The organism is Cyanobium sp. ULC065 (assembly GCF_977927515.1).
In genome coordinates, this window is the sequence record NZ_OZ376393.1 from 608823 (window position 1) to 630258 (window position 21436).

The 21436-nt window shown below is 66.8% G+C and carries 21 protein-coding genes and 2 pseudogenes; 7 read left to right on the plus strand and 16 right to left on the minus strand.

The annotated features are described in order from the left end of the window. Nucleotides 1-166 precede the first annotated feature (166 nt). Together ACXMDP_RS02820 and ACXMDP_RS02825 are read left to right on the plus strand one after the other, a co-directional pair. Entirely contained in the window at nt 167-319 is a 153-nt protein-coding gene (locus tag ACXMDP_RS02820; RefSeq protein WP_259730142.1) for a hypothetical protein, read from the plus strand. Nucleotides 320-457: 138 nt separating this feature from the next. Next, complete coding sequence (locus tag ACXMDP_RS02825; protein ID WP_259730143.1) at nt 458-604, plus strand: hypothetical protein; 147 nt, start codon at nt 458-460, stop codon at nt 602-604. A gap of 309 nt (nt 605-913) precedes the next feature. On the opposite strand, the gene ACXMDP_RS02830 is transcribed toward ACXMDP_RS02825, so the two are convergent. The 14 genes and pseudogenes from ACXMDP_RS02830 to ACXMDP_RS02895 form a co-directional block, all read right to left on the minus strand. Next, nucleotides 914-1195: an antibiotic biosynthesis monooxygenase gene (locus ACXMDP_RS02830; RefSeq protein WP_259730144.1), complete on the minus strand. Its 282-nt coding sequence runs from the start codon at nt 1193-1195 to the stop codon at nt 914-916. A gap of 38 nt (nt 1196-1233) precedes the next feature. Beyond that, the gene (locus tag ACXMDP_RS02835) at nt 1234-1713 is read right to left on the minus strand and encodes a cupin domain-containing protein (protein ID WP_259730145.1); all 480 of its coding nucleotides are present in this window, start codon (nt 1711-1713) and stop codon (nt 1234-1236) included. 109 nt (nt 1714-1822) lie between these two features. After that, entirely contained in the window at nt 1823-2515 is a 693-nt protein-coding gene (locus tag ACXMDP_RS02840; protein WP_259730146.1) for a hypothetical protein, read from the minus strand. A 263-nt stretch (nt 2516-2778) separates the two neighbouring features. Beyond that, nucleotides 2779-3319: pseudogene (locus tag ACXMDP_RS02845) on the minus strand (2OG-Fe(II) oxygenase). A 23-nt stretch (nt 3320-3342) separates the two neighbouring features. Continuing rightward, nucleotides 3343-4041: a Coq4 family protein gene (locus tag ACXMDP_RS02850; protein WP_457767060.1), complete on the minus strand. Its 699-nt coding sequence runs from the start codon at nt 4039-4041 to the stop codon at nt 3343-3345. Beyond that, nucleotides 4038-4307: pseudogene (locus tag ACXMDP_RS02855) on the minus strand (2OG-Fe(II) oxygenase); the annotation flags it as partial. The gene ACXMDP_RS02850 and the pseudogene ACXMDP_RS02855, both read right to left, overlap by 4 nt. 89 nt (nt 4308-4396) lie before the next feature. Continuing rightward, nucleotides 4397-4786 carry a HepT-like ribonuclease domain-containing protein gene (locus ACXMDP_RS02860; RefSeq protein ID WP_457767061.1) on the minus strand — a complete coding sequence of 130 codons (390 nt, stop codon included), beginning with the start codon at nt 4784-4786 and terminating at the stop codon, nt 4397-4399. Then, nucleotides 4776-5084, minus strand: coding sequence for a nucleotidyltransferase family protein (locus tag ACXMDP_RS02865; protein WP_457767062.1), 309 nt, complete (start codon nt 5082-5084; stop codon nt 4776-4778). The genes ACXMDP_RS02860 and ACXMDP_RS02865 overlap by 11 nt, the downstream gene beginning before the upstream one ends. Nucleotides 5085-5280: 196 nt before the next feature. After that, the gene (locus ACXMDP_RS02870; protein WP_457767063.1) at nt 5281-5940 is read right to left on the minus strand and encodes a 2OG-Fe(II) oxygenase; all 660 of its coding nucleotides are present in this window, start codon (nt 5938-5940) and stop codon (nt 5281-5283) included. Further along, nucleotides 5937-6431 (minus strand): protein phosphatase, encoded by a 495-nt coding sequence (locus tag ACXMDP_RS02875; protein WP_259728680.1) that lies wholly within the window; start codon nt 6429-6431, stop codon nt 5937-5939. The genes ACXMDP_RS02870 and ACXMDP_RS02875 overlap by 4 nt, the downstream gene beginning before the upstream one ends. Further along, nucleotides 6432-7544, minus strand: a complete 1113-nt coding sequence (locus ACXMDP_RS02880; protein ID WP_259728685.1) for an inorganic phosphate transporter — start codon at nt 7542-7544, stop codon at nt 6432-6434. A 15-nt stretch (nt 7545-7559) separates the two neighbouring features. Further along, nucleotides 7560-8222: a DUF47 domain-containing protein gene (locus tag ACXMDP_RS02885; protein ID WP_259728681.1), complete on the minus strand. Its 663-nt coding sequence runs from the start codon at nt 8220-8222 to the stop codon at nt 7560-7562. Nucleotides 8223-8293: 71 nt separating this feature from the next. Next, complete coding sequence (locus ACXMDP_RS02890) at nt 8294-11482, minus strand: DEAD/DEAH box helicase (protein ID WP_259728682.1); 3189 nt, start codon at nt 11480-11482, stop codon at nt 8294-8296. 21 nt (nt 11483-11503) lie between these two features. Further along, the gene (locus ACXMDP_RS02895) at nt 11504-11956 is read right to left on the minus strand and encodes a hypothetical protein (RefSeq protein ID WP_399232457.1); all 453 of its coding nucleotides are present in this window, start codon (nt 11954-11956) and stop codon (nt 11504-11506) included. Nucleotides 11957-12060: 104 nt separating this feature from the next. Between ACXMDP_RS02895 and alaS the strand changes: the two genes are divergently transcribed. Next, nucleotides 12061-14763 carry an alanine--tRNA ligase gene (gene alaS / locus ACXMDP_RS02900; RefSeq protein WP_457767064.1) on the plus strand — a complete coding sequence of 901 codons (2703 nt, stop codon included), beginning with the start codon at nt 12061-12063 and terminating at the stop codon, nt 14761-14763. Between the two features lie 183 nt (nt 14764-14946). Here the strand turns inward: alaS and ACXMDP_RS02905 are convergent, their stop codons facing one another. Next, on the minus strand, nt 14947-16557 hold the full coding sequence (locus ACXMDP_RS02905; protein WP_259730149.1) for a mechanosensitive ion channel family protein: 1611 nt from the start codon (nt 16555-16557) through the stop codon (nt 14947-14949). Nucleotides 16558-16739: 182 nt separating this feature from the next. On the opposite strand from ACXMDP_RS02905, the gene ACXMDP_RS02910 reads away from it, so the two are divergent. Together ACXMDP_RS02910 and ACXMDP_RS02915 are read left to right on the plus strand one after the other, a co-directional pair. Further along, nucleotides 16740-17453 carry an SIMPL domain-containing protein gene (locus ACXMDP_RS02910; RefSeq protein WP_259730150.1) on the plus strand — a complete coding sequence of 238 codons (714 nt, stop codon included), beginning with the start codon at nt 16740-16742 and terminating at the stop codon, nt 17451-17453. A gap of 76 nt (nt 17454-17529) precedes the next feature. Next, on the plus strand, nt 17530-17913 hold the full coding sequence (locus ACXMDP_RS02915; RefSeq protein WP_311134143.1) for a DUF3307 domain-containing protein: 384 nt from the start codon (nt 17530-17532) through the stop codon (nt 17911-17913). Nucleotides 17914-17974: 61 nt separating this feature from the next. Here ACXMDP_RS02915 and speA read toward each other — a convergent pair whose 3' ends face one another. Then, complete coding sequence (gene speA, locus ACXMDP_RS02920; protein WP_255141632.1) at nt 17975-19951, minus strand: biosynthetic arginine decarboxylase; 1977 nt, start codon at nt 19949-19951, stop codon at nt 17975-17977. Between the two features lie 285 nt (nt 19952-20236). On the opposite strand from speA, the gene ndk reads away from it, so the two are divergent. Both ndk and ACXMDP_RS02930 read left to right on the plus strand, forming a co-directional pair. Continuing rightward, nucleotides 20237-20695 (plus strand): nucleoside-diphosphate kinase, encoded by a 459-nt coding sequence (gene ndk, locus ACXMDP_RS02925; protein ID WP_259730151.1) that lies wholly within the window; start codon nt 20237-20239, stop codon nt 20693-20695. Between the two features lie 33 nt (nt 20696-20728). Then, on the plus strand, nt 20729-21409 hold the full coding sequence (locus ACXMDP_RS02930; RefSeq protein ID WP_259730152.1) for a FecR family protein: 681 nt from the start codon (nt 20729-20731) through the stop codon (nt 21407-21409). Nucleotides 21410-21436: the final 27 nt, after the last annotated feature.

A 21436-nucleotide genomic window follows, 5' to 3' on the forward strand; every position in this document is an offset into this window, starting at 1 on the left:
TCAGGGAGATCCGTCCATGCTCTCAAAGGACGGCGAGCCAACCGGCGGGCGCGGGCTGCGGGGGCGCCCGCTACGTGAACGAGCACGCTTCCAGCTCACCGGATCTGGGGGATTGCGGCGGTGAGCTGCCGGCCTTTCTGCGGGCCTTCACGCCTGCTGGAACCGGGTGCTCAATGCCCCCGATGAGACCGGCCTTGACCTGACGGCCCTCTCCCGTGTGGCTCCAGAGCAGTGGGAGCACCTGGTGTTCCAGCTGCCTCAAGCCAGTGCGCTGCTGGCGTCGGCCTATCCGGTGGATCGCATCTGGGCCGCCAATTAGCCGGAAGCGACGGAGTCAGAACCGATCGATCTGGATCAGGGCGGCGCAACGCTCCTCATCTGGAGGGAGGGCGTGGAAACGCGCATGGAGCGGTCTGGCGCTGGAGCGTGGCACCTGTTGCAGGGTTTTGCTTCCCGAATGCCCTTTGGCAAACTCTGCAGCGAGCTGGAGCCAGGCAGGAACTCGCTGGCGGCGGATGGGCAGGGGCGCGTGGATGTCGCTGAGTTGCTGCCGATGGTTGTGGCGCGCGGCTGGGTGAATGGGTTTGAGCTGGGCTGCAGCTGATGACTCTCAGATGGGGAGTTGGCTGATTTCGGAGCTTGAACAGGGGTCTCGTGCGAATGATATTGAGGGTGGTGGTGAACACAGGGAAGAGGCTGGATGGCCAGCCAATGGGCTGCTGGGATGCTTTGCTTGCGCTGATGCGCCAGCGCAATCGTGCGGTCCGCTGTTGCGACCCGAATTCAACTCGTCTGTAAGTGCCCGCCGGCGCGGGGCAAGGGGCTTGGGGGCCTAAAGGTAGGCGGTTATCGTTCTTGCTTTGTTGATAACGTAAAGTTGAGGGGCGCATCCCTCTCGAGAGCCATTTTAGAGCTATAGCACACCACGCTCTATCTCTTGCAAGTAGATAAAGTCTGGGGCTTTTACGCCAGCCTCTTTTCTGATTTCCGCCAACTCTGGAGATTCGAAGAATCTCCGAGCATTCTCCAGCGATGACCACTCAGAAAAGTGGACGATGCTGTTTGCGTCATTGTCGTATCGCAGCAACTGGTAGCTGATTTCTCCGGCGCGTTTTCTAATGCCTGCTGCTTGGTCAAAAACAAGCTTCCATGCCGGATAAGCCTCGACCTCATGAATGATTAAAACGTGTTGCATGTGAGCTCCAATTGCGGGTTGTCGGATTAACGCAGTCGTCAATATGGTGAGTCGTCTTTGTGCGCAAACTGCCATTTTCCGTCGACGAGAAATGCCTGTAAGTCATCGTCAGGGTAGACGGCTGAATCTCCTGCGCTTCGGTCGCCAACCTCAAGGTAATGTACTTCTTCACTTGTACGGTTAATCAACTGGTGCGCGTTGCCTGTGCCTGCTTTGAACCCCGCACACATGCCAGGAGAGAGTTGCGTTTCTCCGGCATTTGTAATTAGCACGGGATGGCCACGCAATATGTAGATAAACTCATCTTGCTTGGAATGGGCGTGCCGCAAAGCTGAACCAGCACCGGGCAAAAGCTTCGTCAGGTTTACCCCGAAGTTTGAAAGACCAAACAAATCGCCGAGGGGACGCTTCTCTCGACCCGCCATTCGGGAAGCGAACGGCTTAGGATAGTTGGATGGTTTTGTCAGTGGTGCAACCTGTGTTGCCACAACGGCTAATGGAATATCTTGATCGTGCATGGAGATCCCTGAAGTATTGAGCCCTAACGCTCACGATCAGCGGCGGGCAGTGGAGCTTTGCATTCATATGATATACCTGATCTAGGCCACTGGATCTTGATGTTAGGCATCACGGCAGCCCCAAATGCACCTTCAAAACTGCCATGACTCCACCTCCGGCTGCGCTAGCGGCCCCTTCAGCAAAACTCTTGGCTAATGTCTTGAAGAGTTGAATACACTCTGCCGCATTCTTGGATCTTTTGGAATCCTCGTAGCCTTTCTTGAATTTCTCAAGTTGCCTCTTGTCAAAGAGTGCTTCAAGGACTACAAACAGACCCAAGGCAGAGACTTTGATGATCTCAGTATTGAAGGAGTGGTCAAATATTTGTTGATGAAGCTTCAGTTGACCTTGGAGCCAGTTCTTCGCAAGCGTATCTTCGATAACCAAGCAAATCTTTTCTTCTTGTGGCTCTAGGGTGGCGACCGCTAGGGCGGCTAGCAGGCGGCCCATGGCTTGATCCTCAACGCGCCCGCCGAACTTCAGCGCGGCTTCGTAGCGGAGCCTCTTGACTTTTGCGACCGGCGTACGGAGACGCTCGCTTACTGTTTGGTTGCTGAGAGTTGCCATTGGTAGAGACCCATCGAGCCCATAGCGGTCAAGAAGATGCATGACGAGGGCATCAATGTCTGCTCTCGGCATGGAGCCCAGTCCAAACTTCAGATAATTCTCCAAGAATTCTGCGGCAAATGATCCCTGAGTGGTAGCCATGAATTTGTTAATTAGTAAGATGCCTGGCGCTGAATGGGCGGGTCCGGTATCCACGCCTGGCTGTTGATTATTGACAGTATAACTACCCTTGCATTTCCTGCCTCTTGATCTTTGAATCAGCTGCGGCGGAAAGGTTCTGCTCTTTGAAGCGAATGCGTGATGGGATCTTATGCGGATCCGTTAACCACCTGTTCGCCGTCGTCCATTTGCCGTGCTTGGCCATGTCCCTGCTTGGTTTGCTCCACCCAAACTGGCTGATCGGATGCTCACAGTTGAGCTCACACGTGGGTAGGAGGTCTGTCCAATCGTCCAGCCCCTCAGCCAGCCGCAAGCCGAGCGATGTAATCCTCCCGCCGGCCAGCGTTGATCCAGCCGGTGGCGATGGTTTTGGTTTGCTCGTGGCTCACCCGGCCGCGGTGGATGTGGGAGATGCCTGCCGGGAAGATCGCCAGGGTGCCTTTCACGGCTTCCACGTGGTGGTCTTGCCAGTGGAATTCGGTGCCGCCGTCGGGGACGTCGTTGCAGTAGAGGATCCAGGCCAGCAGGCGGCGGATCGGCTCGGTGGCCTCGTCGCTGGTGGTCCAGTCGCAGCCCAGGCGTGGAAGGCTTCGCCGGGGGCGTAGCGCTGCAGGTTGAAGATCGGCAGCACGAACAGCGCCTGCTCCGGCGCGCACTGGCGTAGCAGCGGACGCTCGTGCAGGTAGCGCTCCAGCCCGGCGTTCACGCCACGCACGATCACCACGAGGCTGATGTCGGTCGACACCTTGGCGGGCGCTGCAGGTCGGTGCGGCGCTCGAAGTAGGCGCAGATGCCGTCGGCGAGGGACTCGGCGGACCCGTCGTGGCGGGGACAGGGCAATCAGCCCATGGTCTCAAAGGGACTCAACTCAGCAGGGCCAGCTCCTCCGGAAACGGGGTAGCCGCCAGCAGCTCGACCAGCCCCAGCCGCTGACGCCAGGCGGCGATCGGCAGCCCCCAGCCTTCTTCCCAGCGCATCGCCAGCAGGGTGGGCCCCAGCCGGGCCACCTCCAGGCCGAAGCGAATGCCATTCCAGAGGCGCTCGTTCTCCTCGGGCACCTCGAGGCCGTGGAAGATCCAGGCCGTCAACACGGCGGCAGAGGCCGGCTGGCGCAGGGCCGAGGCGTAGTACGCCGAACCCGCGGCCTCCCCGGGCACGTCCACGGGAATGGCCAGCACGGTGTGATGGAGGTCATGGGTGAAGCGCAGCCGCTGTTGCAGGTAGGCGCCGGGGCCGTCCATGCCGGAGGTGTCCGGTGGTGGTGGCGCATGCAGCCCAAGCCGATCAAACCGCGCCTGATAGAGCTGGCCGAGGCTGCCGTTCGGCAGGGAACGCAATTCCGGGGCCGAGGGCCAGGGACCCCAGTACCGCTCAGCGGCGAGGGCGCTGAGGGCGGGATCCTCCAGCAACTGGGCCCGGCCCAGATCCCCAAGAGCCGAGCTGCCGAGGGCATCCAGCAGGGGCACCGCATGGGGAAACACATGCTCCGGATCATGGGCCGTTTCGAGCAGGGCGATGGCGGCCCGCAGGGTGCGGCGGCGGAGGTCGGGATCGATCTTCATCGTGCGGATGGAGCAGGGGCAGGGGACGACGCCAGCCGCCCCATGTCATCCTCCTGGCTGCCGATGTTGATCCAGCCGGTGGCGATCGTTTTCGTGTGGCTGTGGCTCACCCGGCCCCGGTGGATGTGGGACGGCCCGGCGGAAAGATGGTGAGCTCGCCCTGCTCGGCCTCCTTGTGGTGCCCCCTGCCAGTGGAATTCGGTGCTGCCGTTGGGTACATCGTTGCAGTAGAGGATCCAGGCCAGCATGCGGCGGATCGGCTCGGTATGGAACCTTGGAACCTTCGCGATGACTCGGCCGCAGTGAGTTGTGGACGCGAACATGAATCATGTGGAGGCGGATGATGTGAAACTCGTTATTCGGCTGTCTCCGGCCTGCGCTCAAGCCCGTTCTTCAGGATATCCTCCGACTCCTTGAGCATCTCAATACATTCTCTCCTCATCGTAGGAGTATCTTGAAGGGCGGTTTCATAGATTGTCTCGTGATCAACCGAGGCATAGTTGTGGGTGAGGATGTTGCGAAGTCCAATGGCTTTGCGGCCATCCGATAGGCGATTGAATCTCTCGGGTGAGAATTTTGCCAGCATTGAGGTTGGTTCGCCAATAACAATGAACTCGCGTTCTACTGCAGATCTCTTTTCGCGCAGTATGCCATACATTTCAACCGAGATGCCACTAAGAATTGATGTAATCGAGTTGCACGCATCGATGATGTCATGGAGATAGGCCGTTGTTTCACGCGGCATAGATCATCCTTTTTGTTTTCTCAATCTCGCGAGATATGATTGCATTGCTCACTGCGCCGCTCATGACAAGATCTACCTTGGTGCCGAGTACTCTCTGCAGCTCTTCAAGCATCTCAAAATAAGCATGGAATTTAGCGTGTCCACCAATTGGGGCAAATTCGACGAGAAGATCTACATCGCTTTCGCCTGGTCGAAAATCGTCCCTAATGGCTGATCCAAACGCAAATAGTTTCTGGACGCTATACTTGCGACACAGCTCGGCGATGGCTTCTTCGTGATTCTCGAGAAGATCAGTCATGTGTCACCTCTTTGGCCATTCTACCTCAAGCAACAGGTTTGAGGGATTCTGGACGTATAGAGATTGGCGCTCGTGGTCGGGAGAACGCTGAGTCTGCGGATCCGATAAGCATCTTCCGCCTTCATCCATTTGGAAGGCTGAGCCTTGTCCTTGCTTGGTTCGTTCCATCCAGCAAGGCTGATCGGATACTCACAGCTCAGCTGGCCGCAAGCCGAGTGATGTAATCCTCCCGCCGGCCAGCGTTGATCCAGCCGGTGGCGATCGTCTTGGTGTGCTCGTGGCTCACCCGGCCGCGGTGGATGTGGGAGATGCCTGCCGGGAAGATCGCCAGGGTGCCTTTCACGGCTTCCACGTGGTGGTCTTGCCAGTGGAATTCGGTGCCGCCGTCGGGGACGTCGTTGCAGTAGAGGATCCAGGCCAGCAGGCGGCGGATCGGCTCGGTGGCCTCCTCGCTGGTGGTCCAGTCGCAGTGCCAGGCGTGGAAGGCTTCGCCGGGGGCGTAGCGCTGCAGGTTGAAGATCGGCAGCACGAACAGCGCCTGCTCTGGCGCACACTGGCGCAGCAGCGGACGCTCCTGCAGGTAACGCTCCAGCCCGGCGTTTACGCCGCGCACGATCACCTCGGCCAGGGCGTAGGCCTCCGGATCGCTGCGGTCGATCGCCACCAGGCTGATGTCGGTCGACACCTTGGCAGGTGTGGCGCCAGCACCGGTGGCAGCGGCAGCATCGCTACCGCCCTGCGGCTCACCGAAGGCGACGCCGCGGCGCTGCAGGTCGGCGCGGCGTTCGTAGAAGGCGCAGATGCCGTCGGCGAGAGCCGCGTAGCCGGCGTTGCGGTAGGTGCCGATCAGGTTCATGCTTGAGCAGCGTCGGTGGAGCCGGCAGCTTCGGCCACCTTGCTGGCCCAGGGCACGGCCACCAGACCCTCCAGCTGCTGCCAGCCGGCTGGACCCGCCACCAGCTCGTTGAGCCCGACGCGGGCCAGCGCTTCGGCCACCCGTTCGGGCGGCAGCGCCACCGAGGGGTGTAGCGGCAGCACCACCACCTGGCTGTCGGCCGGATCGGCCAGCAGGCGCAGCTCCAGATCCTCCAATGTCCGCTCGAAGAATGTCTGCCGCAGGGTGCGGGCCAGGGTTGGCTCCAGCGCCGCCGCGAACTGGCGCAGGCCCTCGTCGTCGCCGCTGCAGCCGCAGCTGAGTGCCAGCCAGATCATCAATTTCGCCCAGCTCTCGGTGGTCCACAGCGGCGGAAAGCTGCTGCGGTGCTGGCGCACCAGCTCGTCGATGGCGAACTGAAACAGCGCCGCCTGCAGCTGTTCAGGAGCGGATGCGGTGGGAGGGGCTGACATTCAGGGTGCAGCGGGACCTGCCGCCAACACTGCCACCGCCAGCGGCCGGCTCGCCTGGTACACCTCCTGGCCGAACACGTTCTGCACCACGAACAGCAGCACGAAACCGATCACCGCCGCGATCAGGGGCGTGGTGATCCAGCCGGAGGCGATGCCGCCCAGCACGCCCCAGCGGATCTGGCGCACCCCCTTCATGCCCTGCAGCAGGCCGATGCCCAGCACCGAACCGATCACCGCCTGCGAGCCCGACACCGGCAGCAGCGGAATCGTGGGCAGCCCCCAGCTCGCCAGCAGGCTCTCCAGCGCCGTGGAGGAAAACAGAAACAGCACCAGCGAATGCGACACCACAACCACCAGCGCCGCCAGAGGGGAGAGGGTGAGCAGGCTGTCGCCCACGGTCATCATCACGCGGCGGGAATAGGTGTACACACCCACCGCCACGGCGATGGCACCGATCAGAAACAGCTGCTCCACCGACGACACCTCGAACGTCCCGAAGCTGAGATCACGGAACGGTGAGGCCTCCACGAAGAAGCCCATCACATTGCCGATGCCGTTGGCGCCGATCGCGTAGGAGCCGAAGATCCCCGCCAGCAGCAGGCCGCTGCGGGTGTTGCGATCGAGCGAGAGCAGGTGTGGCCGCGTGAGGCTGATCCAGGCCACCAGCAGCTTGTACATCACCATCGCGAAGATCGCCCCGAGCACTGGCGACACCACCCAGGTGGCCGCGATCCGGCCCAGCGTGCCCAGGTTGGTGGGGGAGCCACTGAACAGGTTCCAGCCGATGATCGAGCCCACCACCGCCTGGCCGGTGGAGGCCGGCAGCCCCACAGCGCTCATCCAGGCCACCGTGAGCGCCGCGGCCAGGGCGGCGGTGAACGCCCCCGGCAGCGCGTTGATCGCGCCCAGCTGGCTGAGCCCCTCCGCGGCGCCGCTGCCGCTGGTGACCGCCCCGATGATCACGAACGTGCTGCAGAGAAAGGCGGCGGTGGGGAAGCGGATCATCCGCGTGGCCACCGCGGTGCCGAAGGCGTTGGAGGCGTCGTTCGCGCCCATCGACCAGCCGAGGAACAGGCCGCTGGAGAGAAAGATGAGCGTGACGATCAGGGCCATGGTCAAGGCGGCGGCTCAGAGGGATCGCTTGATCGCGAAGATGGAAAGGTCGTCGCCGATGTTCTCCGCCTTGTCGGCCAGGGCATCGAGCATGGCCGCCGTTTCCCGCAGCAGCGTGCGCTGCTCGAAACTCAGATCGGCGGCCACGATCCGGCGTTTGAGCTTGTAGGCGAGTCGGTCTGTTTCGTCCTCGAACACCCGCACCTCGTTGAGGTGGTCGCGCACCGCCGCCGGGGTGCGGAAGAAGGTGCGCGCCGCCACCAGCACCGCCTGCACGCCGCGGATCGCCATCGCCGTGAGTTCGGCGAAATCCGTGCCGAATTCCGGCAGCCGCTGGGGTTGCACGATCATCAGCTCCTCAAAGTCGTCGCCCATGTCATCGAGCAGGGCGAACAGGCTGCCGAGCAGCCGCAGCACATCGCCGCGGGCATCGGGCAGCAGCATCTCGGTGTAGAGCATGGTCACGATCGTGCGGCGCAGTTCACTGCAACGCCGTTTGATCTCGGTGAGCTGGTTGAGCCTCTCCAGGCAGACCGTTTCTTCTTCACTGCCGCAGAGATAGGCCTTGAGGCCCAGCTCCCCCACGATCACCCCTTCGGCGATCTTGTCGAGGAACTCGTCGATCAGGCCTTCCAGGAAGCGGGTCTTGCCGAACAGCGGTGGAGTCTCATTCGCCACCTGTCAACCTCTCCCCGATCCAGCCGTGCCTGCACCGTACCCGCTGCCGCTGGCTCGGGCCACGGCGCCGCTCAGTCGTCGAGCGCCACCAGGTCGCGCAGCTGGCCGGGGTCGAGCCCGCCGAGCCATTCCTCGCCGCTGCCGATGATGTCTTCGGCCAGGCGGGCTTTCTCGCGGATCATGCGGTCGATCTTCTCCTCCACCGAGCCGCTGGTGATGAACTTGTGCACCATTACCCGGTTGGTCTGGCCGATGCGGTAGGCGCGGTCGGTGGCCTGGTTCTCCACCGCCGGGTTCCACCAGCGGTCGATGTGGAACACATGGCTGGCGCGCGTGAGGTTGAGGCCCACCCCACCGGCCTTCAACGACAGCAGGAACAGCTGCGGGCCGCGCGGATCCTCCTGGAAGCGGTCGACCATCGCCTGCCGCTCGCTCTTGCTGCTGCTGCCATACAGGAAGGGCACCTCCTGGCGGAAGCGCTGCTGCAGGTGGACCTGCAGCAGGTGGCCCCATTCGGCGAACTGGGTGAACAGCAGCGCCCGATCGCCCGCTTCGATCACCTCCTCCACGATCTCGTCGAGGCGTTGCACCTTGGCGGAGCGGCTGGCGAAGCCGCTGCCCACGCCGGTTTCCTTCAGCGCCAGCGCCGGGTGGTTGCAGATCTGCTTCAGCTTGGTGAGCAGCGCCAGCACCTGGCCGTGCTTCTGGCCCAGCGGCGCCCGGGCGATGGCATCGAGGCTGTCGTCCACCGTCTTGCGGTAGAGCGTCACCTGCTCCGGCGAGAGCCCCACCCACTCGTTCAGCTCCACCTTCTCGGGCAGGTCGGAGATGATCGATTTGTCGGTCTTGAGGCGCCGCAGGATGAACGGCCCCACGCGTGCCTTGAGGTCGCGCAGGGAGGCGGTGTCGCCGTAGCGCTCGATCGGCAGTCGGTAGCGCTGGCGGAAGAATTCCTCCTCGCCCAGCACGCGCGGGTTGAGGAAATCCATCAGCGCCCACAGCTCGCTCACCCGGTTCTCCACCGGCGTGCCGGTGAGGGCGATGCGGAAGCGGCTCTGCTTGCCCGCCCGCGCCAGATCCCGCGCCGACTGGCTCTGCTTCGAGCTGGGGTTCTTGATCGCCTGCGCTTCATCGATCACCATCCCCTGCCAGTCGATCGCCGCCAGCAGTTCGTTGTCGCGTTGCAGCAGGCCGTAGCTGGTGAGCAGCAGATCCACCCCCTTGAGCGCCTTCTTCAGGGCGGCGTCGGTGGCGGGGCGGCGCGGCCCGTAGTGCTCACGCACCTCCAGTTCGGGCGTGAAGGCCGCCGCCTCCCGCTTCCAGTTGGTGAGCACGGAGGTGGGCGCCACCAGCAGCACCGGTCGCTTCAGCTCCTGCTCCGCCTTGAGGTGCTGCAGGAAGGCCAGCAGCTGGATCGTCTTGCCCAGGCCCATGTCGTCGGCCAGGCAGGCGCCCTGATCGAAGCGGTGCAGGAAGGCCAGCCAGCCCAGGCCCCGTTCCTGGTAGGGGCGCAACTGGCCGGCGAATCCTTCCGGGGCGGGCAGCGGATCGGGGGCCTTCTGCTGGTGGTATTGCTCCAGCACCGCCTGCAGCCGTGGCCCCGCCGTGAAGCGGTGCACCGGCAGCCGCTGCAGCGTTTCCCCTTCGTTGCCCGTCACCCGCAGGGCGTCGTCGAGGCTGAGCGGTGGATCGAGGGCGCAGAACTTCTCGGCGTTGCGCAGATCGCCGGGGCGCAGTTCGATCCAGGCCCCCTTGTGCTGCACCAGCGGGCTGCGCTTGCCCGCCAGCCGCTCCAGATCGCGCAGGCTCAAGGTGACGCCGCCGATCATCAGCTCCCAAGTCCATTCGAGCGATTCGCCCAGGCTGAAACCGCGCGAACTGGGCGGCAGATCCGCCGTGATCGATAGCCCCAGGCGGCTGGCCAGGCCGCCGCTCAGGCTCGGCGGCAGCACCACGCCCACGCCCACGTCGCGCAGGCGGGCGGCGGCGGTGCGCACCAGCACGAAGGCTTCGGCAGGCGTCAGCGCCATCTGCTCCGGTGTGGCCGTGTCGAGGCCGCGCTCGATCGGCTCGAACACCTGCAGGGCCCGGCCCAGGCCCTCCAGCAGCAGCTCACCCGGCTGCTGCACGGCGATTTCGCCCAGCTGCACGGTGCCGGCTCCGGCCGACCACACCGCTGTCGCCGCCATTTTCAGGCTCGGGTCGGCTTCCCCCTGCAGGCTGAAGCGCAGCGGCCAGAGCTCGTCGCCTTCCGCCGGAATCTCCAGCTCCAGGCAGGTGTGGGCCGGCGCCACACGGCCGGCCACCGCTTCCCGCCAGTGGTGGGTGGCGGTGGCGAGCCGTTCCGCGTCCTCCGCCGACAGGTCGAGCCGCCCATCGCCGGGGCCGAGTGCCCGCTGCCAGGCCGCCAGCAGCGGATCCAGCCCTTCGGTGGCCGGCACGAAGCTCTCGCGCATCTGGCCATCGAGCAGATCGGCGAGGATCGCCACCACCCGCAGCCGGCCGGATCCCGGCCGCCAGCAGGCCAGCGGCGCGGCGCCATTCCCGACGCCCATGCCGGCACCCAGGCCACCGCCAGCACCTCCGCCCCCGCCAGGGCCGTTGCCGGAGGGGGCCAGCGCCGCCACCGCCACCTGGGGCAGCTGCGCGGCCAGATCTTCCAGCCGGCGGCGATCCTCCTCCCGGTTCAGCAGCGGCACCCAGCGGGCCCGGCCGCCTGCGCCGCCGGCGCTGGGTTCCACCTGGGGCAACCAGCGGCCGCGGGCGATCAGGCTCAGCGCCCAGCGCTGCAGGTGGCTCCACCAGCGCAGTTCATCGGCCAGATCGGGGTGATGGCCGGAAAGGGGCAGCTGCCCCAGCCAGTCGGCGGCGGCGGCGGGCTTGAGCCAGAGGCCCTCCACCTGCCACGGCCACCAGCTGAGCGCTTTTGGGATCGGCTCACCGGCCTGCAGCGGCAGGCCACTCCAGGCGGCGCTGCCGCTGCTCTTGCTGCCGCGGGCGTTCTGGCTGCGGCTCGGCAGGGTGAGGGTGGCCACGGCGGGGCGGAAGGCCTCAGACCAGAGCGCGTGCTCTTCCAGCCAGGCGCCCAGGTCGTCCTGGTCGAGGCTGAGCGGGTGGGGCTCCGGCGTGCGTTTCGGCGTCACCGGCGCCGCCACCCGCCAGGTGTCAGCCCAGATCAGCAGACCGGGCCGGTCGAAACTGCCCACCGTCGCCCCTGCGGCGATACCGGAAGTCAGCCAGGTGGCATGCAGCAGGCTCATGGCCGGGGGGTCAGGGCCTGATCAAGGCCGAAGTGCGGGCAGCAGACGCTGGGCACCTTGCAGCAGCAGGGCAGCGCCCGCGACAGGCAGCCAGAGGGGCAGCCAGGCACGGATCAGCGCCATCATCAACGACGACAGCCCCGGCGCCAGGCCCTGGCCCCACGCCAGCGGCCCGAACGGGGGCAGATCCAAGGCGGCGCCAAGGCTGAGCAGGCCGCACACCGCCCCCACCAGCCCCGCCTGCAGGTGCCCGTCATCCGGGTCGACGCGCTGCAGGTGAAAGGCCAGCAGGCCGTAGAAGAAGCCGCAGCCCCCGGCCCGCAGGGCCGGTTCCAGGCCCCCGCCCAGGCCGAGAGCCGCCGCCGCGCCCCCGGCCAGCAGCGCCCAGCTGATCGATTGCAGCCGCAGGCGTGCGCGGGGCTGTGGCGTTGGCCTGGGCTGCGCCGGAGGCTGGGGCTGGTCGGAGGCGGGCAGCACAGCGACGGCGGGGCGGGCGCAGCGTAAGGTGCCGCCCCGGATCCGGTCAGGGGGGCGCTCGCCGAAGATGGGCGCTTCGCATTGTTTCGCCGCGACGGGCCATGGCTGCCGCACCTTCTCCCAGCGCCTCCCCGGCGGCCCAGCCGCGTCCCCGCAGCGGCGCCGAGATCCGCGAGGCATTCCTGGCCTTCTATGCCGCCCGCGACCACCGGCGCCTGCCCAGCGCCTCGCTGGTGCCGGACGACCCCACCGTGCTGCTCACGATCGCGGGCATGCTGCCCTTCAAGCCGGTGTTCCTGGGGCAGGCGCCGCGGCCGGCGGCGCGGGCCACCACCAGCCAGAAGTGCATCCGCACCAACGACATCGAGAACGTGGGTCGCACGGCGCGGCACCACACCTTCTTCGAGATGCTGGGCAACTTCTCCTTCGGCGATTACTTCAAGGCCGAGGCGATTGCCTGGGCCTGGGAGCTGAGCACCGAGGTGTTTGGCCTGGATCCCCGCCACCTGGTGGTGAGCGTGTTCCGCGAAGACGACGAAGCCGAAGCGATCTGGCGCGAGGTCGTGGGGGTGAACCCGAAGCGGATCATCCGCATGGATGAAGCCGACAACTTCTGGGTGTCCGGCCCCACCGGCCCCTGCGGCCCCTGCTCGGAGATCTACTACGACTTCCACCCCGAACGCGGCGATGACGCCATCGATCTGGAGGACGACAGCCGCTTCATCGAGTTCTACAACCTGGTGTTCATGCAGTTCAACCGCGATGCGGAAGGAACGCTCACCCCTCTGGCGAACCGCAACATCGACACCGGCATGGGTCTGGAGCGCATGGCCCAGATCCTGCAGGGCGTGCCGAACAACTACGAAACCGATCTGATCGTTCCGCTGATTCACACCGCTGCCACGCTGGCCGGCGTCGATTACAGCCAGCTCGAGGAGAAGGGCCGCACCTCGCTCAAGGTGATCGGTGACCACAGCCGCGCCATCACCCAGCTGATCTGCGATGGGGTCACGGCGTCGAACCTGGGCCGCGGCTACATCCTGCGGCGCCTGCTGCGGCGGGTGGTGCGCCACGGTCGCCTGCTCGGCATCGATCAGCCCTTCCTGCGCACCATGGGTGAAGCGGCGATCGCGCTGATGGCGCCGGCCTTCCCGCAGCTGCTGGAGCGGCGTGATGCGATCCTGGCCGAGTTGGGCCGCGAGGAGGCCCGCTTCCTCGACACGCTCGAGCGCGGCGAGAAGCTGCTGGCGGAGGTGCTGGCCTCCCGCCCTGCCGCCATCAGCGGCGCCCAGGCCTTCGAGCTCTACGACACCTACGGTTTCCCGCTGGAGCTCACCGAGGAGATTGCCGAGGAGCACGGGCTCACGGTCGACCGTGACGGCTTCGAGGCGGCGATGGAGGCCCAGCGGCAGCGGGCCAAGGCAGCGGCCGTGAGTGTGGACCTCACCGTGCAGGGGGCGGTGGCGGCCGCGGCGGCCGACCTCCCCGACACTCGCTTCGAGGGTTATGGCGCCCTGGAGCATCCCAGCCAGGTGCTGGCGCTGGTGGTTAACGGCAGCCCGGCCGAGCGGGCGGTGGCGGGCGAGGCGGTGCAGGTGGTGCTGGATGCCACGCCCTTCTATGGCGAATCCGGCGGCCAGATCGGCGACCGGGGCCTGCTGCTGGGCGGCGTGCTCGGCAGCGAGGGCGCCGGCGACGCGGGCGTGATCGTGCGGGTGGAGGCGGTGAGCCGCCTGCGCAAGCAGTTCGTGCATCAGGGCCGGGTGGAGCGCGGCAGCCTGGGCCTCGGTGATCGGGTGATCGCCCGGGTCGACCGGGCCTGCCGCCGCCGCGCCCAGGCGCATCACACCGCCACCCACCTGCTGCAGGCGGCGCTCAAGCAGCTGGTGGATCCCGCGATCGCCCAGGCGGGTTCGCTGGTGGATTTCGATCGCCTGCGCTTCGACTTCCACTGCCCCCGCGCCGTGAGCCGTGAGGAGCTGGAGCGGGTCGAGGAACTGATCAACGGCTGGATCGCCGATGCCCACGAGCTGGAGGTGCAGGAGATGGAGCTGGAGCGGGCCCGCGCGGCCGGGGCGGTGGCGATGTTCGGCGAGAAGTACGACGCCCAGGTGCGGGTGGTGGATGTGCCGGGGGTGTCGATGGAGCTGTGCGGTGGCACCCACGTGGCCAACACCGCCGAGATCGGCCTGTTCAAGATCGTCAGCGAAACCGGCGTGGCGGCCGGCATCCGCCGCATCGAGGCGGTGGCGGGTCCGGCGGTGCTGGCCTACCTGAACGAACGCGAGGCGGTGGTGCGTGAACTGGGCGACCGCTTCAAAGCCCAGCCCGCTGAAATCGTGGAGCGGGTGAGCGCTATGGCCGAGGAGCTCAAGGCCACCGGCAAGGCCCTGGCCGCCGCCCGCGCCGAACTGGCACTGGCGAAGGCGGCGGCGCTGGCGGCCCAGGCGGAACCGCTCGGCTCCTTCCAGCTGCTGGTGGCCCGCCTCGATGGCGTGGAAGGCGCCGGTCTGCAGGGGGCGGCCCAGCAGCTGCAGCAGCAGCTGGGTGAGGGGGGCGCGGTGGTGCTGGGCGGCCTGCCTGATCCCGCCGACCTCACCAAGGTGATCCTGGTGGCCGCCTTCGGCGCGGCGGTGGTGCAGGCGGGCGCCAAGGCGGGCGCCTTCATCGGCACCATCGCCAAGCGCTGCGGCGGTGGCGGTGGCGGCCGCCCGGCCCTGGCCCAGGCCGGCGGCCGCGACGGCGCCGCCCTGCCGGCGGCGCTCGATGAGGCGCGCGCCGCCCTGGCCGCCGCCCTGGGCTGAGCGGGCTTTGAGGCGTATCGCGGTGGCCCGGTGACGGCAGAGCGGGCAACTTGAAGTGAATCGAGCCGCTTCCCGCTCTTTCCCAAGGCGCTGAGGTAGCGGCGCTCCTGATCCGACCGCAATGCCTCGCCTCTAAACACCTTCATCCGACCCAGACGCCCGCTTCTGGATGGCCGCTCTGTCTCAGGGGCGATCGGCCGCTCCACCTCCTGCTCCATCGGCTGTTCCACTGCGTTCGCCCACCGTTGATTGGGCACGGCCCGCTTCGGCACGGTCTGCGGCTGCATCAACGGCAGCCGCTTCCGGGCGTTCTGCGGTGAAGCCCAGCGTGGTGAAGAGCTGCTGCATCGCGCGCAGCAACTGGTTCTGCTGGGCCAGCCGGCTCGCCAGCTCCAGCCCCTCCAGCTCGGCCCGGCGGCCGCTTACCAGCTGCGCCAGCCGCTCCATCAGTTCTGGGTTGTCCTGCAGCAGCGGACCGATGTGCTCGCGGTTCACCTCCAGCAGCAGGCATTCCTCCTGAGCCTGCACCGTGGCACTGCGCGTGCTGTCGGTGAGCATCGCCATTTCGCCGAACAGGGCCCCCGCCTCCAGGCTGGCCACGTGAATCGGCGCTTCCCCAGATTTTTGCTTCCACACATCCACACTCCCCTCCACCACCTGATACATCGCCCCACCCCGATCCCCTTCGCGCACGATCACCTCTGCCGCCGCATAGCGCACGCAGCGGATGTGGCTGGCGAGGCGATCAATCTCTTCCTCATTGAGTGCTTTGAAGAGTGGATTGAGTGCCAGCAGGCGCCTGCGCTCCGCTTCGGCGCTGCTCACCGGCTGGCTCGTCTTCACCTGCGGAGCCTGGCGGCGCAGCTCGCGCACGGGATAGGGAATGCTCTGCCCTGCGCGCTCGAGCCGGTACCAGATCTGTTCGAGCAGATCGCTCCGCAGCGACAGCTGAGCGGCCAGACCACCGGGAGCCTGATACACCACGATGTCGTAGAGAATCGCGCTGTCGGCGAATTCCTTCACCCACACGATCGGCTCCGGCTCCGCCAGCACGCGCGGATGCTGACGCACGCTCTCCAGCAGCAGCTGCTTGGCCTGGGTGGTGGGGAAGGCGTAATCGAGGCCGATGCTGAAACGGTTGCCCATGAAGCCGAAGGCGCCATGGTTGCGCACCACCTCGGAGGTGATCTTGGTGTTGGGAACGATCACCAGGGTGCCGGTGAGATCCCGCAGGCAGGTGTCCCGCCAGTTGATCTCCACGATCACGCCGGCGGTGCCATCTTCGAGCCAGATGAAATCCCCCTGCTGGAAGTGCTCATCGAGCTGCAGTTCCAGGCCGGCGAACAGATCCTTGAGCGGTTCCTGGGCCGCCAGGCCGATCATGGCGGTGAGCACGGCCGAGGTGGTCACCAGGCCGAGCAGGTCGAAGCGGGCCAGTTCCTTGAACACCACCACGGTGGCCACCGTGCCGCTGGTCAGCATCAGCAGCTGCAGCAGGATTTCCGGTGGCCGGTTCCACAGCTTCAGGGCCGCCGGCACCTCCAGGCCCACCCACAGCAGCAGCCGGATCGCGGCATAGATCAACACCAGCTCATCGAGCAGGGCGAACCAGGGCCGGTAGCCCAGCGGCAGCACCAGCGGCGACAGCGAGCGGCTGATCGCCCACACCACCGTGGCCACCACCGGCAGCTGCAGGGGAAAGGCCGGCCAGCGCCCCGCTCTGCAGAGATTGCGGGCCATCAGCAGCAGGGCCAGGCTGCTGATGGCGATCAGCCACACCTGCAGCGGATGCATGGGGAGAGGGCGGTGGCGGAGAGTGCAGCCCCGCGAGGAGCGGGCCTGCCGGCAGCACCCTAGGGGTCATGCCGGCGGGGCACCACGAAGATCTGACCCCATGCGTCTGGAGGCGGCAAACAGCCGTTCAGGCCCCAAGCTTCAGAGGGGCGTGAGCGCCCTGCCCCACTGAAAGCCCTGCGATGCGTCGCGCCCTCTCCGCTCTCACCACCGCTGCCTGCCTGCCGGCCTGCCTGTTGCCCGCCTGCCTGCTGCTGGCGCGGCCGGCCCTGGCGCAGGCGCAGCCGCTTCGCTGCGACGGCACCACGCTGGAGGTGCGGGGCAGCGCCGAGCTGAAGCGGGCTGCCGACCGCTTGCGCTTCTCCCTGGAGCTGCAGTCAGAAGCTCCCGGCAACGATGCCGCCCTGGGCCAGCTCCAGACGCGACTGGCGGCCGTGCGCACCGCCCTGCAGGCGTTGCAGGTGAGCGAGCTGGAGGTCACTTCGCCCACCACCTGGTCGCGGCCGGCCACCAAGCAGCAGCCGGCCGCGATCCAGGCCCGGCTGCAGGTGAGTGGCGAGCTCGCCCCGGCCCGGCTGCAGGCGCTGATCCGCCAGGTGGGCGGGCTGCCGGGGGTGCAGCTGGCGCCGGTGAACACCCAGCCGTCGGCGGGCGGTGATGCGGCCGCCCGGCGCCAGCTGCTCAAGGGGGCCTACCAGGACGCCCTCACCCAGGCGCGGGATCTGGCCGACGCGATTGGCCTGCGCACGGTCACCCCCTTGAGCGTGGTGCTTGAAGGCGGCATGCGCCCCATGCTGATGAAGGCCGTGGCCGCCGAGAGCGTGGGCTTCGATCCGGCCGAATTGCCCGGACCCGTGGATCGGCTGGCGCTGCAGGCCACTTTCTGCGCCCGCTGAACGCGCCAGGGGCTGCGCCTGCTCAGCGCGCCACAGGCTGCGCCCGCTGGCTCCGTCATGCTGATTTTCTGTAGCGATGACGGAGCCAGCCATGCTGTCGGGCCTTGCGCACAGCCTCTCGGGTCTGGAGCTGTTTCTGTTGCTGGCGATGGGGCACTTCGTCGGTGATTTCGCCCTCCAGAGCGATCGCATGGCAGTGGAGAAATGCAGGGGCCGGGATCACACCCTCCCCTGGTCGTGGTGGCTCACCGCCCACGCCGGCGTCCATGGCTTTCTGGTGGCCCTCCTCACTGGAATCGTCTGGTTGGGTGTGGCCGAGTGGCTGGTGCATGCCCTGATCGACTGGGGGAAATGCGCGGGCTTCTACAGGCTTGGCATCGACCAGACCCTTCACTTGCTCTGCAAGTTGCTCTGGGCGTTCAGCGCCGTGCATATCGCTGCCAGGTTGGCGCTCTCCTGAACCGGCCAGTGCCTGGTTCGCTGAGAGAAAGCGCAGCCGCCCGCGAACACGCGCAGGCGCTTCAGCGCGCCTGCAGGTAGGTGGTTTGCCGCAGGCTGGTTTCCAGGTGATCCATCAGGCGGCGGGCATCGCCGATGCCCAGCTGCCCCTGGGCGATCGCCGTCTCGCTGGCCATGCGCAGCCGCTCCAGCAGCAGCTGGGGGTCGTGCTCCATCGCCTGCAGCACCTCGGCATTGGTGTCGCCGCGCACCACGTGATCCACCCGGTAGCCGCCACCGGGCGCCAGGCGGATGTGCACGGCATCGGTGCTGCCGAACAGGTTGTGCAGGTTGCCCATCACCTCCTGGTAGGCACCGGCCAGGAACAGGCCGATCCAGTAGGGCTCACCGGGCCGCAGCGGGTGCAGTTCCAGCAGGGTCTTCACCTGGCCCCGGTCGATGAAGCGGGCCAGCTTGCCGTCGGAATCGCAGGTGAGATCGGCGAAGCTGCCCAGCCGGCCCGGTCGCTCGTCCAGCCGTTGCAGCGGCATCACGGGGAACAGCTGATCGATCGCCCAGGTGTCAGGCGCCGAGCGGAACACCGAGAGGTTGGCGTAATAGGTGGAGGCCAGGGCCGCCGGCAAGGTGCGCAGCTCCTGGGGAATCGGCGTTTCAGGCGGCAGCAGGGCCAGCCGTTCGGCGATCGCCTGGCAGCAGGCCCAGGTGAGCTGCTCGGCCAGGCCCCGCTCCGGCAGGCCCAGGTAGCCGAGGCGAAAGGCCGCCATCGCGTCGTCCTTGAACTTGAGGGCGTCGTTCCAGGCCTCCTGTAACCGCTCCAGGGCCAGGGCGATCGCCGCGGGGTCCGCGGCCGCCACCGCCTCGATCCCCGCATGGGTGTCACGCAGGTTGCGCAGGATCAGGGCCTCCTCGCCACTGGCCGCCGGCACGGCACCGGGAAGGCCGCTGGCCCCCAGCACGTCGAACACCAGCACCGAGAAGTGGCTGGCGAGGGCCCGGCCGCTCTCGCTCACCAGCGTCGGCACGGCGATGCCCGCGCTGTCGCAGCACTCCCGCACGGTGGCCACCACGTCGTTGGCGTAGTTCTGCAGCGAGTAGTTCTTGGAGGCGGCCGTGGCGGTACGGCTGCCGTCGTAGTCGACGCCCAGGCCGCCGCCCACATCCAGATAGCCCATCGGTGCCCCCAGCCGGGTGAGCGCGGCATAGATCTGCCCCGCCTCCTGGAGGGCGTCCTTGAGCACGGCGATGTCGTTGATCTGGCTGCCCACGTGGAAGTGCAGCAGGCGCAGCTCGCCCAGCAGGCCGGCGGCGCGCAGGGCCTCCACCGTGGCCAGCAGGTCGGGCACCGACAGGCCGAACTTGGCCTTCTCGCCCACCGAACTGCCCCAGCGGCCGGTGCTGCGGGTGGCCAGCTTGGCGCGAATGCCGATCAGCGGCGCCGCGCCCAAGTCGCGGCTGGCGCTGATGATCCGCTCCACCTCATCGGCCTGCTCGATCACCACCACCGGCTGCCGGCCGAGCCGCCGGGCCAGGATCGCCGTCTCGATGTAGCGCTGATCCTTGTAGCCGTTGCAGATCAGCAGCGCCTGGGGATCGTTCACCAGCGAGAGCGCGATCAGCAGCTCCGCCTTGCTGCCGGCCTCCAGGCCGAAATGCCACTGCCGGCCGCTTTCCACCAGCTGCTCCACCACGTGGCGCTGCTGGTTGCACTTCACCGGAAACACGCCCTGATAGCGGCCGGCGTAGTCGTACTGGGCGATGGCGCGCTCGAAGGCGCCGTGCAGCCGCTCGAGGCGGTCCTCGAGGATGTCGTCGAAGCGGATCAGCAGCGGCAGGCTGAGGTTGCGCCCCCGCAGCTCCTGCACCAGCTCCACCAGATCGAGCGAGCCGCCGCGCTCGCCGCGGGGCTGCACGATCACGTGGCCGCGGGCGCTCACGGTGAAATAGGGATCTCCCCAGGCTTCCAGGCCGTACAGGCGGCTGCTGTCGGCCACGCTCCAGGCCAGGCCCGACGGAGCGGCGGCAACGGTTTCAGCAGGCATGGGCACGGGGCTGGAAAAAAGCGGCCCAAGGCAGCTTAGTCAGCGGAAACAGGCCAGGTTCAAGGCGTCGCAGGCGTCAGCTCCCAGCCGAGTACGCTGCCACGCCCCCGTCCCGGGCGCCTCCTCTGCCCACCACCCGCTGCAGGCCGAGCGCCGGCCCCGCTGGGGCTCGGTACCTCAGCAGAAACAGGTCCAGCCGATGCCATGGCGCCCGCCCGCATCGGGGTTGCTTGCCAAGCGGCAGCCCCAGCGCGGACGATGGCCCCATTCCCCAGAGCAACTGCCATGGCCACCGAACGCACCTTCCTCGCGATCAAACCGGACGGGGTGCAGCGCGGGCTGGTGGGCGAGATCCTGGGGCGCTTCGAGCGCAAGGGCTTCAAGCTGGTGGGCCTCAAGCAGCTGGTGCCCAGCCGGGAACTGGCGGAGAGCCATTACGGCGTGCACCGGGAACGGCCCTTCTTCGCCGGCCTGGTGGCTTTCATCACCAGCGGCCCTGTGGTGGCGATGGTATGGGAGGGCGATGGTGTGATCGCCAGTGCCCGCAAGTTGATCGGCGCCACCAAGCCCCTGGAGGCGGAGCCGGGCACGATCCGCGGCGATCTGGCCGTGAACATCGGCCGCAACGTGATTCATGGCTCTGATGCGGCGGAAACCGCCGCTTTCGAGATTGGCCTCTGGTTCGAAGCCTCCGAGCTCAGCGATTGGACGCCGGCCGATCAGGTGTGGCGCGTCGAGCCCTGAGCCTTCATCCTGAGGGCCGTAACAGCGAGCTTGATGCCGCGCTCCGCCAGCCTGGCTGACGCCGCAGTTGTTTTCACCGGTGCGTCGCTGGTGGCGGTGTTAGGCCTTTCCGGCGGGGCCCCGGCCACCGTGCAATTGCCCCGGGTGATCGATGTGGCGGAGCGACCCGCCTTCATCAAGCCTCCCGGCCGAACGGAGCAGAAGGCCAACGCGGGCCAGGTGCTGCCTTCCCGCACGGAGATCCGCACCCAGCGCCCAGGTCGGATGCAGGTGCAGCTGGCGGATGGCAGCAGTTTCCGCCTCGGCGGTGATGCCCTGCTGCGGCTCGATCCGGGCGGCCCCTCCCTGAAGCGCGGCCAGATCATTGCCTGGATCGATCCGGACGGGACCCGCCTCCTTCCCCTCAGGGTTCGCACCCGGGTGGGAACGGCCTCGATTCAGGGCACCACGGTGTTCATCGAGGATTTTCCCAGCGAAGTTCATTTTCTGAGCTGGGAAGGAACCGTGCAGGTGAGCGCCAGCGATGGCCGCCGCTTCACTCTCAATAGTGGAGAGATCCTCACCGCCACCACCACAGGCACTTGGGTGGGCCCCCGCCGGCTCAGCGTTGAGGAGGCGCGCGTGCGCCGCCGCACCAGTGTGCTGATGAATGGCTTCTCCGCCCCAATGGCAACCTTGCCGGTGATCGAGCGCGAGCTAGGCCTCGACCGTTGAGGCTGCTCGGGCCGGGTCGGTGGCGGA

What these genes read in the sequence shown, in the direction of transcription:
- ACXMDP_RS02825 (WP_259730143.1), top strand. Translation starts at nt 458, where the DNA reads ATGCCCTTTGGCAAACTCTGCAGCGAGCTGGAGCCAGGCAGGAACTCG.
- ACXMDP_RS02830 (WP_259730144.1), bottom strand. Translation starts at nt 1,195, where the DNA reads ATGCAACACGTTTTAATCATTCATGAGGTCGAGGCTTATCCGGCATGG.
- ACXMDP_RS02835 (WP_259730145.1), bottom strand. Translation starts at nt 1,713, where the DNA reads ATGCACGATCAAGATATTCCATTAGCCGTTGTGGCAACACAGGTTGCA.
- ACXMDP_RS02850 (WP_457767060.1), bottom strand. Translation starts at nt 4,041, where the DNA reads ATGAAGATCGATCCCGACCTCCGCCGCCGCACCCTGCGGGCCGCCATC.
- ACXMDP_RS02860 (WP_457767061.1), bottom strand. Translation starts at nt 4,786, where the DNA reads ATGCCGCGTGAAACAACGGCCTATCTCCATGACATCATCGATGCGTGC.
- ACXMDP_RS02865 (WP_457767062.1), bottom strand. Translation starts at nt 5,084, where the DNA reads ATGACTGATCTTCTCGAGAATCACGAAGAAGCCATCGCCGAGCTGTGT.
- ACXMDP_RS02870 (WP_457767063.1), bottom strand. Translation starts at nt 5,940, where the DNA reads ATGAACCTGATCGGCACCTACCGCAACGCCGGCTACGCGGCTCTCGCC.
- ACXMDP_RS02875 (WP_259728680.1), bottom strand. Translation starts at nt 6,431, where the DNA reads ATGTCAGCCCCTCCCACCGCATCCGCTCCTGAACAGCTGCAGGCGGCG.
- ACXMDP_RS02880 (WP_259728685.1), bottom strand. Translation starts at nt 7,544, where the DNA reads ATGGCCCTGATCGTCACGCTCATCTTTCTCTCCAGCGGCCTGTTCCTC.
- ACXMDP_RS02890 (WP_259728682.1), bottom strand. Translation starts at nt 11,482, where the DNA reads ATGAGCCTGCTGCATGCCACCTGGCTGACTTCCGGTATCGCCGCAGGG.
- alaS (WP_457767064.1), top strand. Translation starts at nt 12,061, where the DNA reads ATGGCTGCCGCACCTTCTCCCAGCGCCTCCCCGGCGGCCCAGCCGCGT.
- ACXMDP_RS02905 (WP_259730149.1), bottom strand. Translation starts at nt 16,557, where the DNA reads ATGCATCCGCTGCAGGTGTGGCTGATCGCCATCAGCAGCCTGGCCCTG.
- ACXMDP_RS02910 (WP_259730150.1), top strand. Translation starts at nt 16,740, where the DNA reads ATGCGTCGCGCCCTCTCCGCTCTCACCACCGCTGCCTGCCTGCCGGCC.
- ACXMDP_RS02915 (WP_311134143.1), top strand. Translation starts at nt 17,530, where the DNA reads ATGACGGAGCCAGCCATGCTGTCGGGCCTTGCGCACAGCCTCTCGGGT.
- speA (WP_255141632.1), bottom strand. Translation starts at nt 19,951, where the DNA reads ATGCCTGCTGAAACCGTTGCCGCCGCTCCGTCGGGCCTGGCCTGGAGC.
- ndk (WP_259730151.1), top strand. Translation starts at nt 20,237, where the DNA reads ATGGCCACCGAACGCACCTTCCTCGCGATCAAACCGGACGGGGTGCAG.
- ACXMDP_RS02930 (WP_259730152.1), top strand. Translation starts at nt 20,729, where the DNA reads ATGCCGCGCTCCGCCAGCCTGGCTGACGCCGCAGTTGTTTTCACCGGT.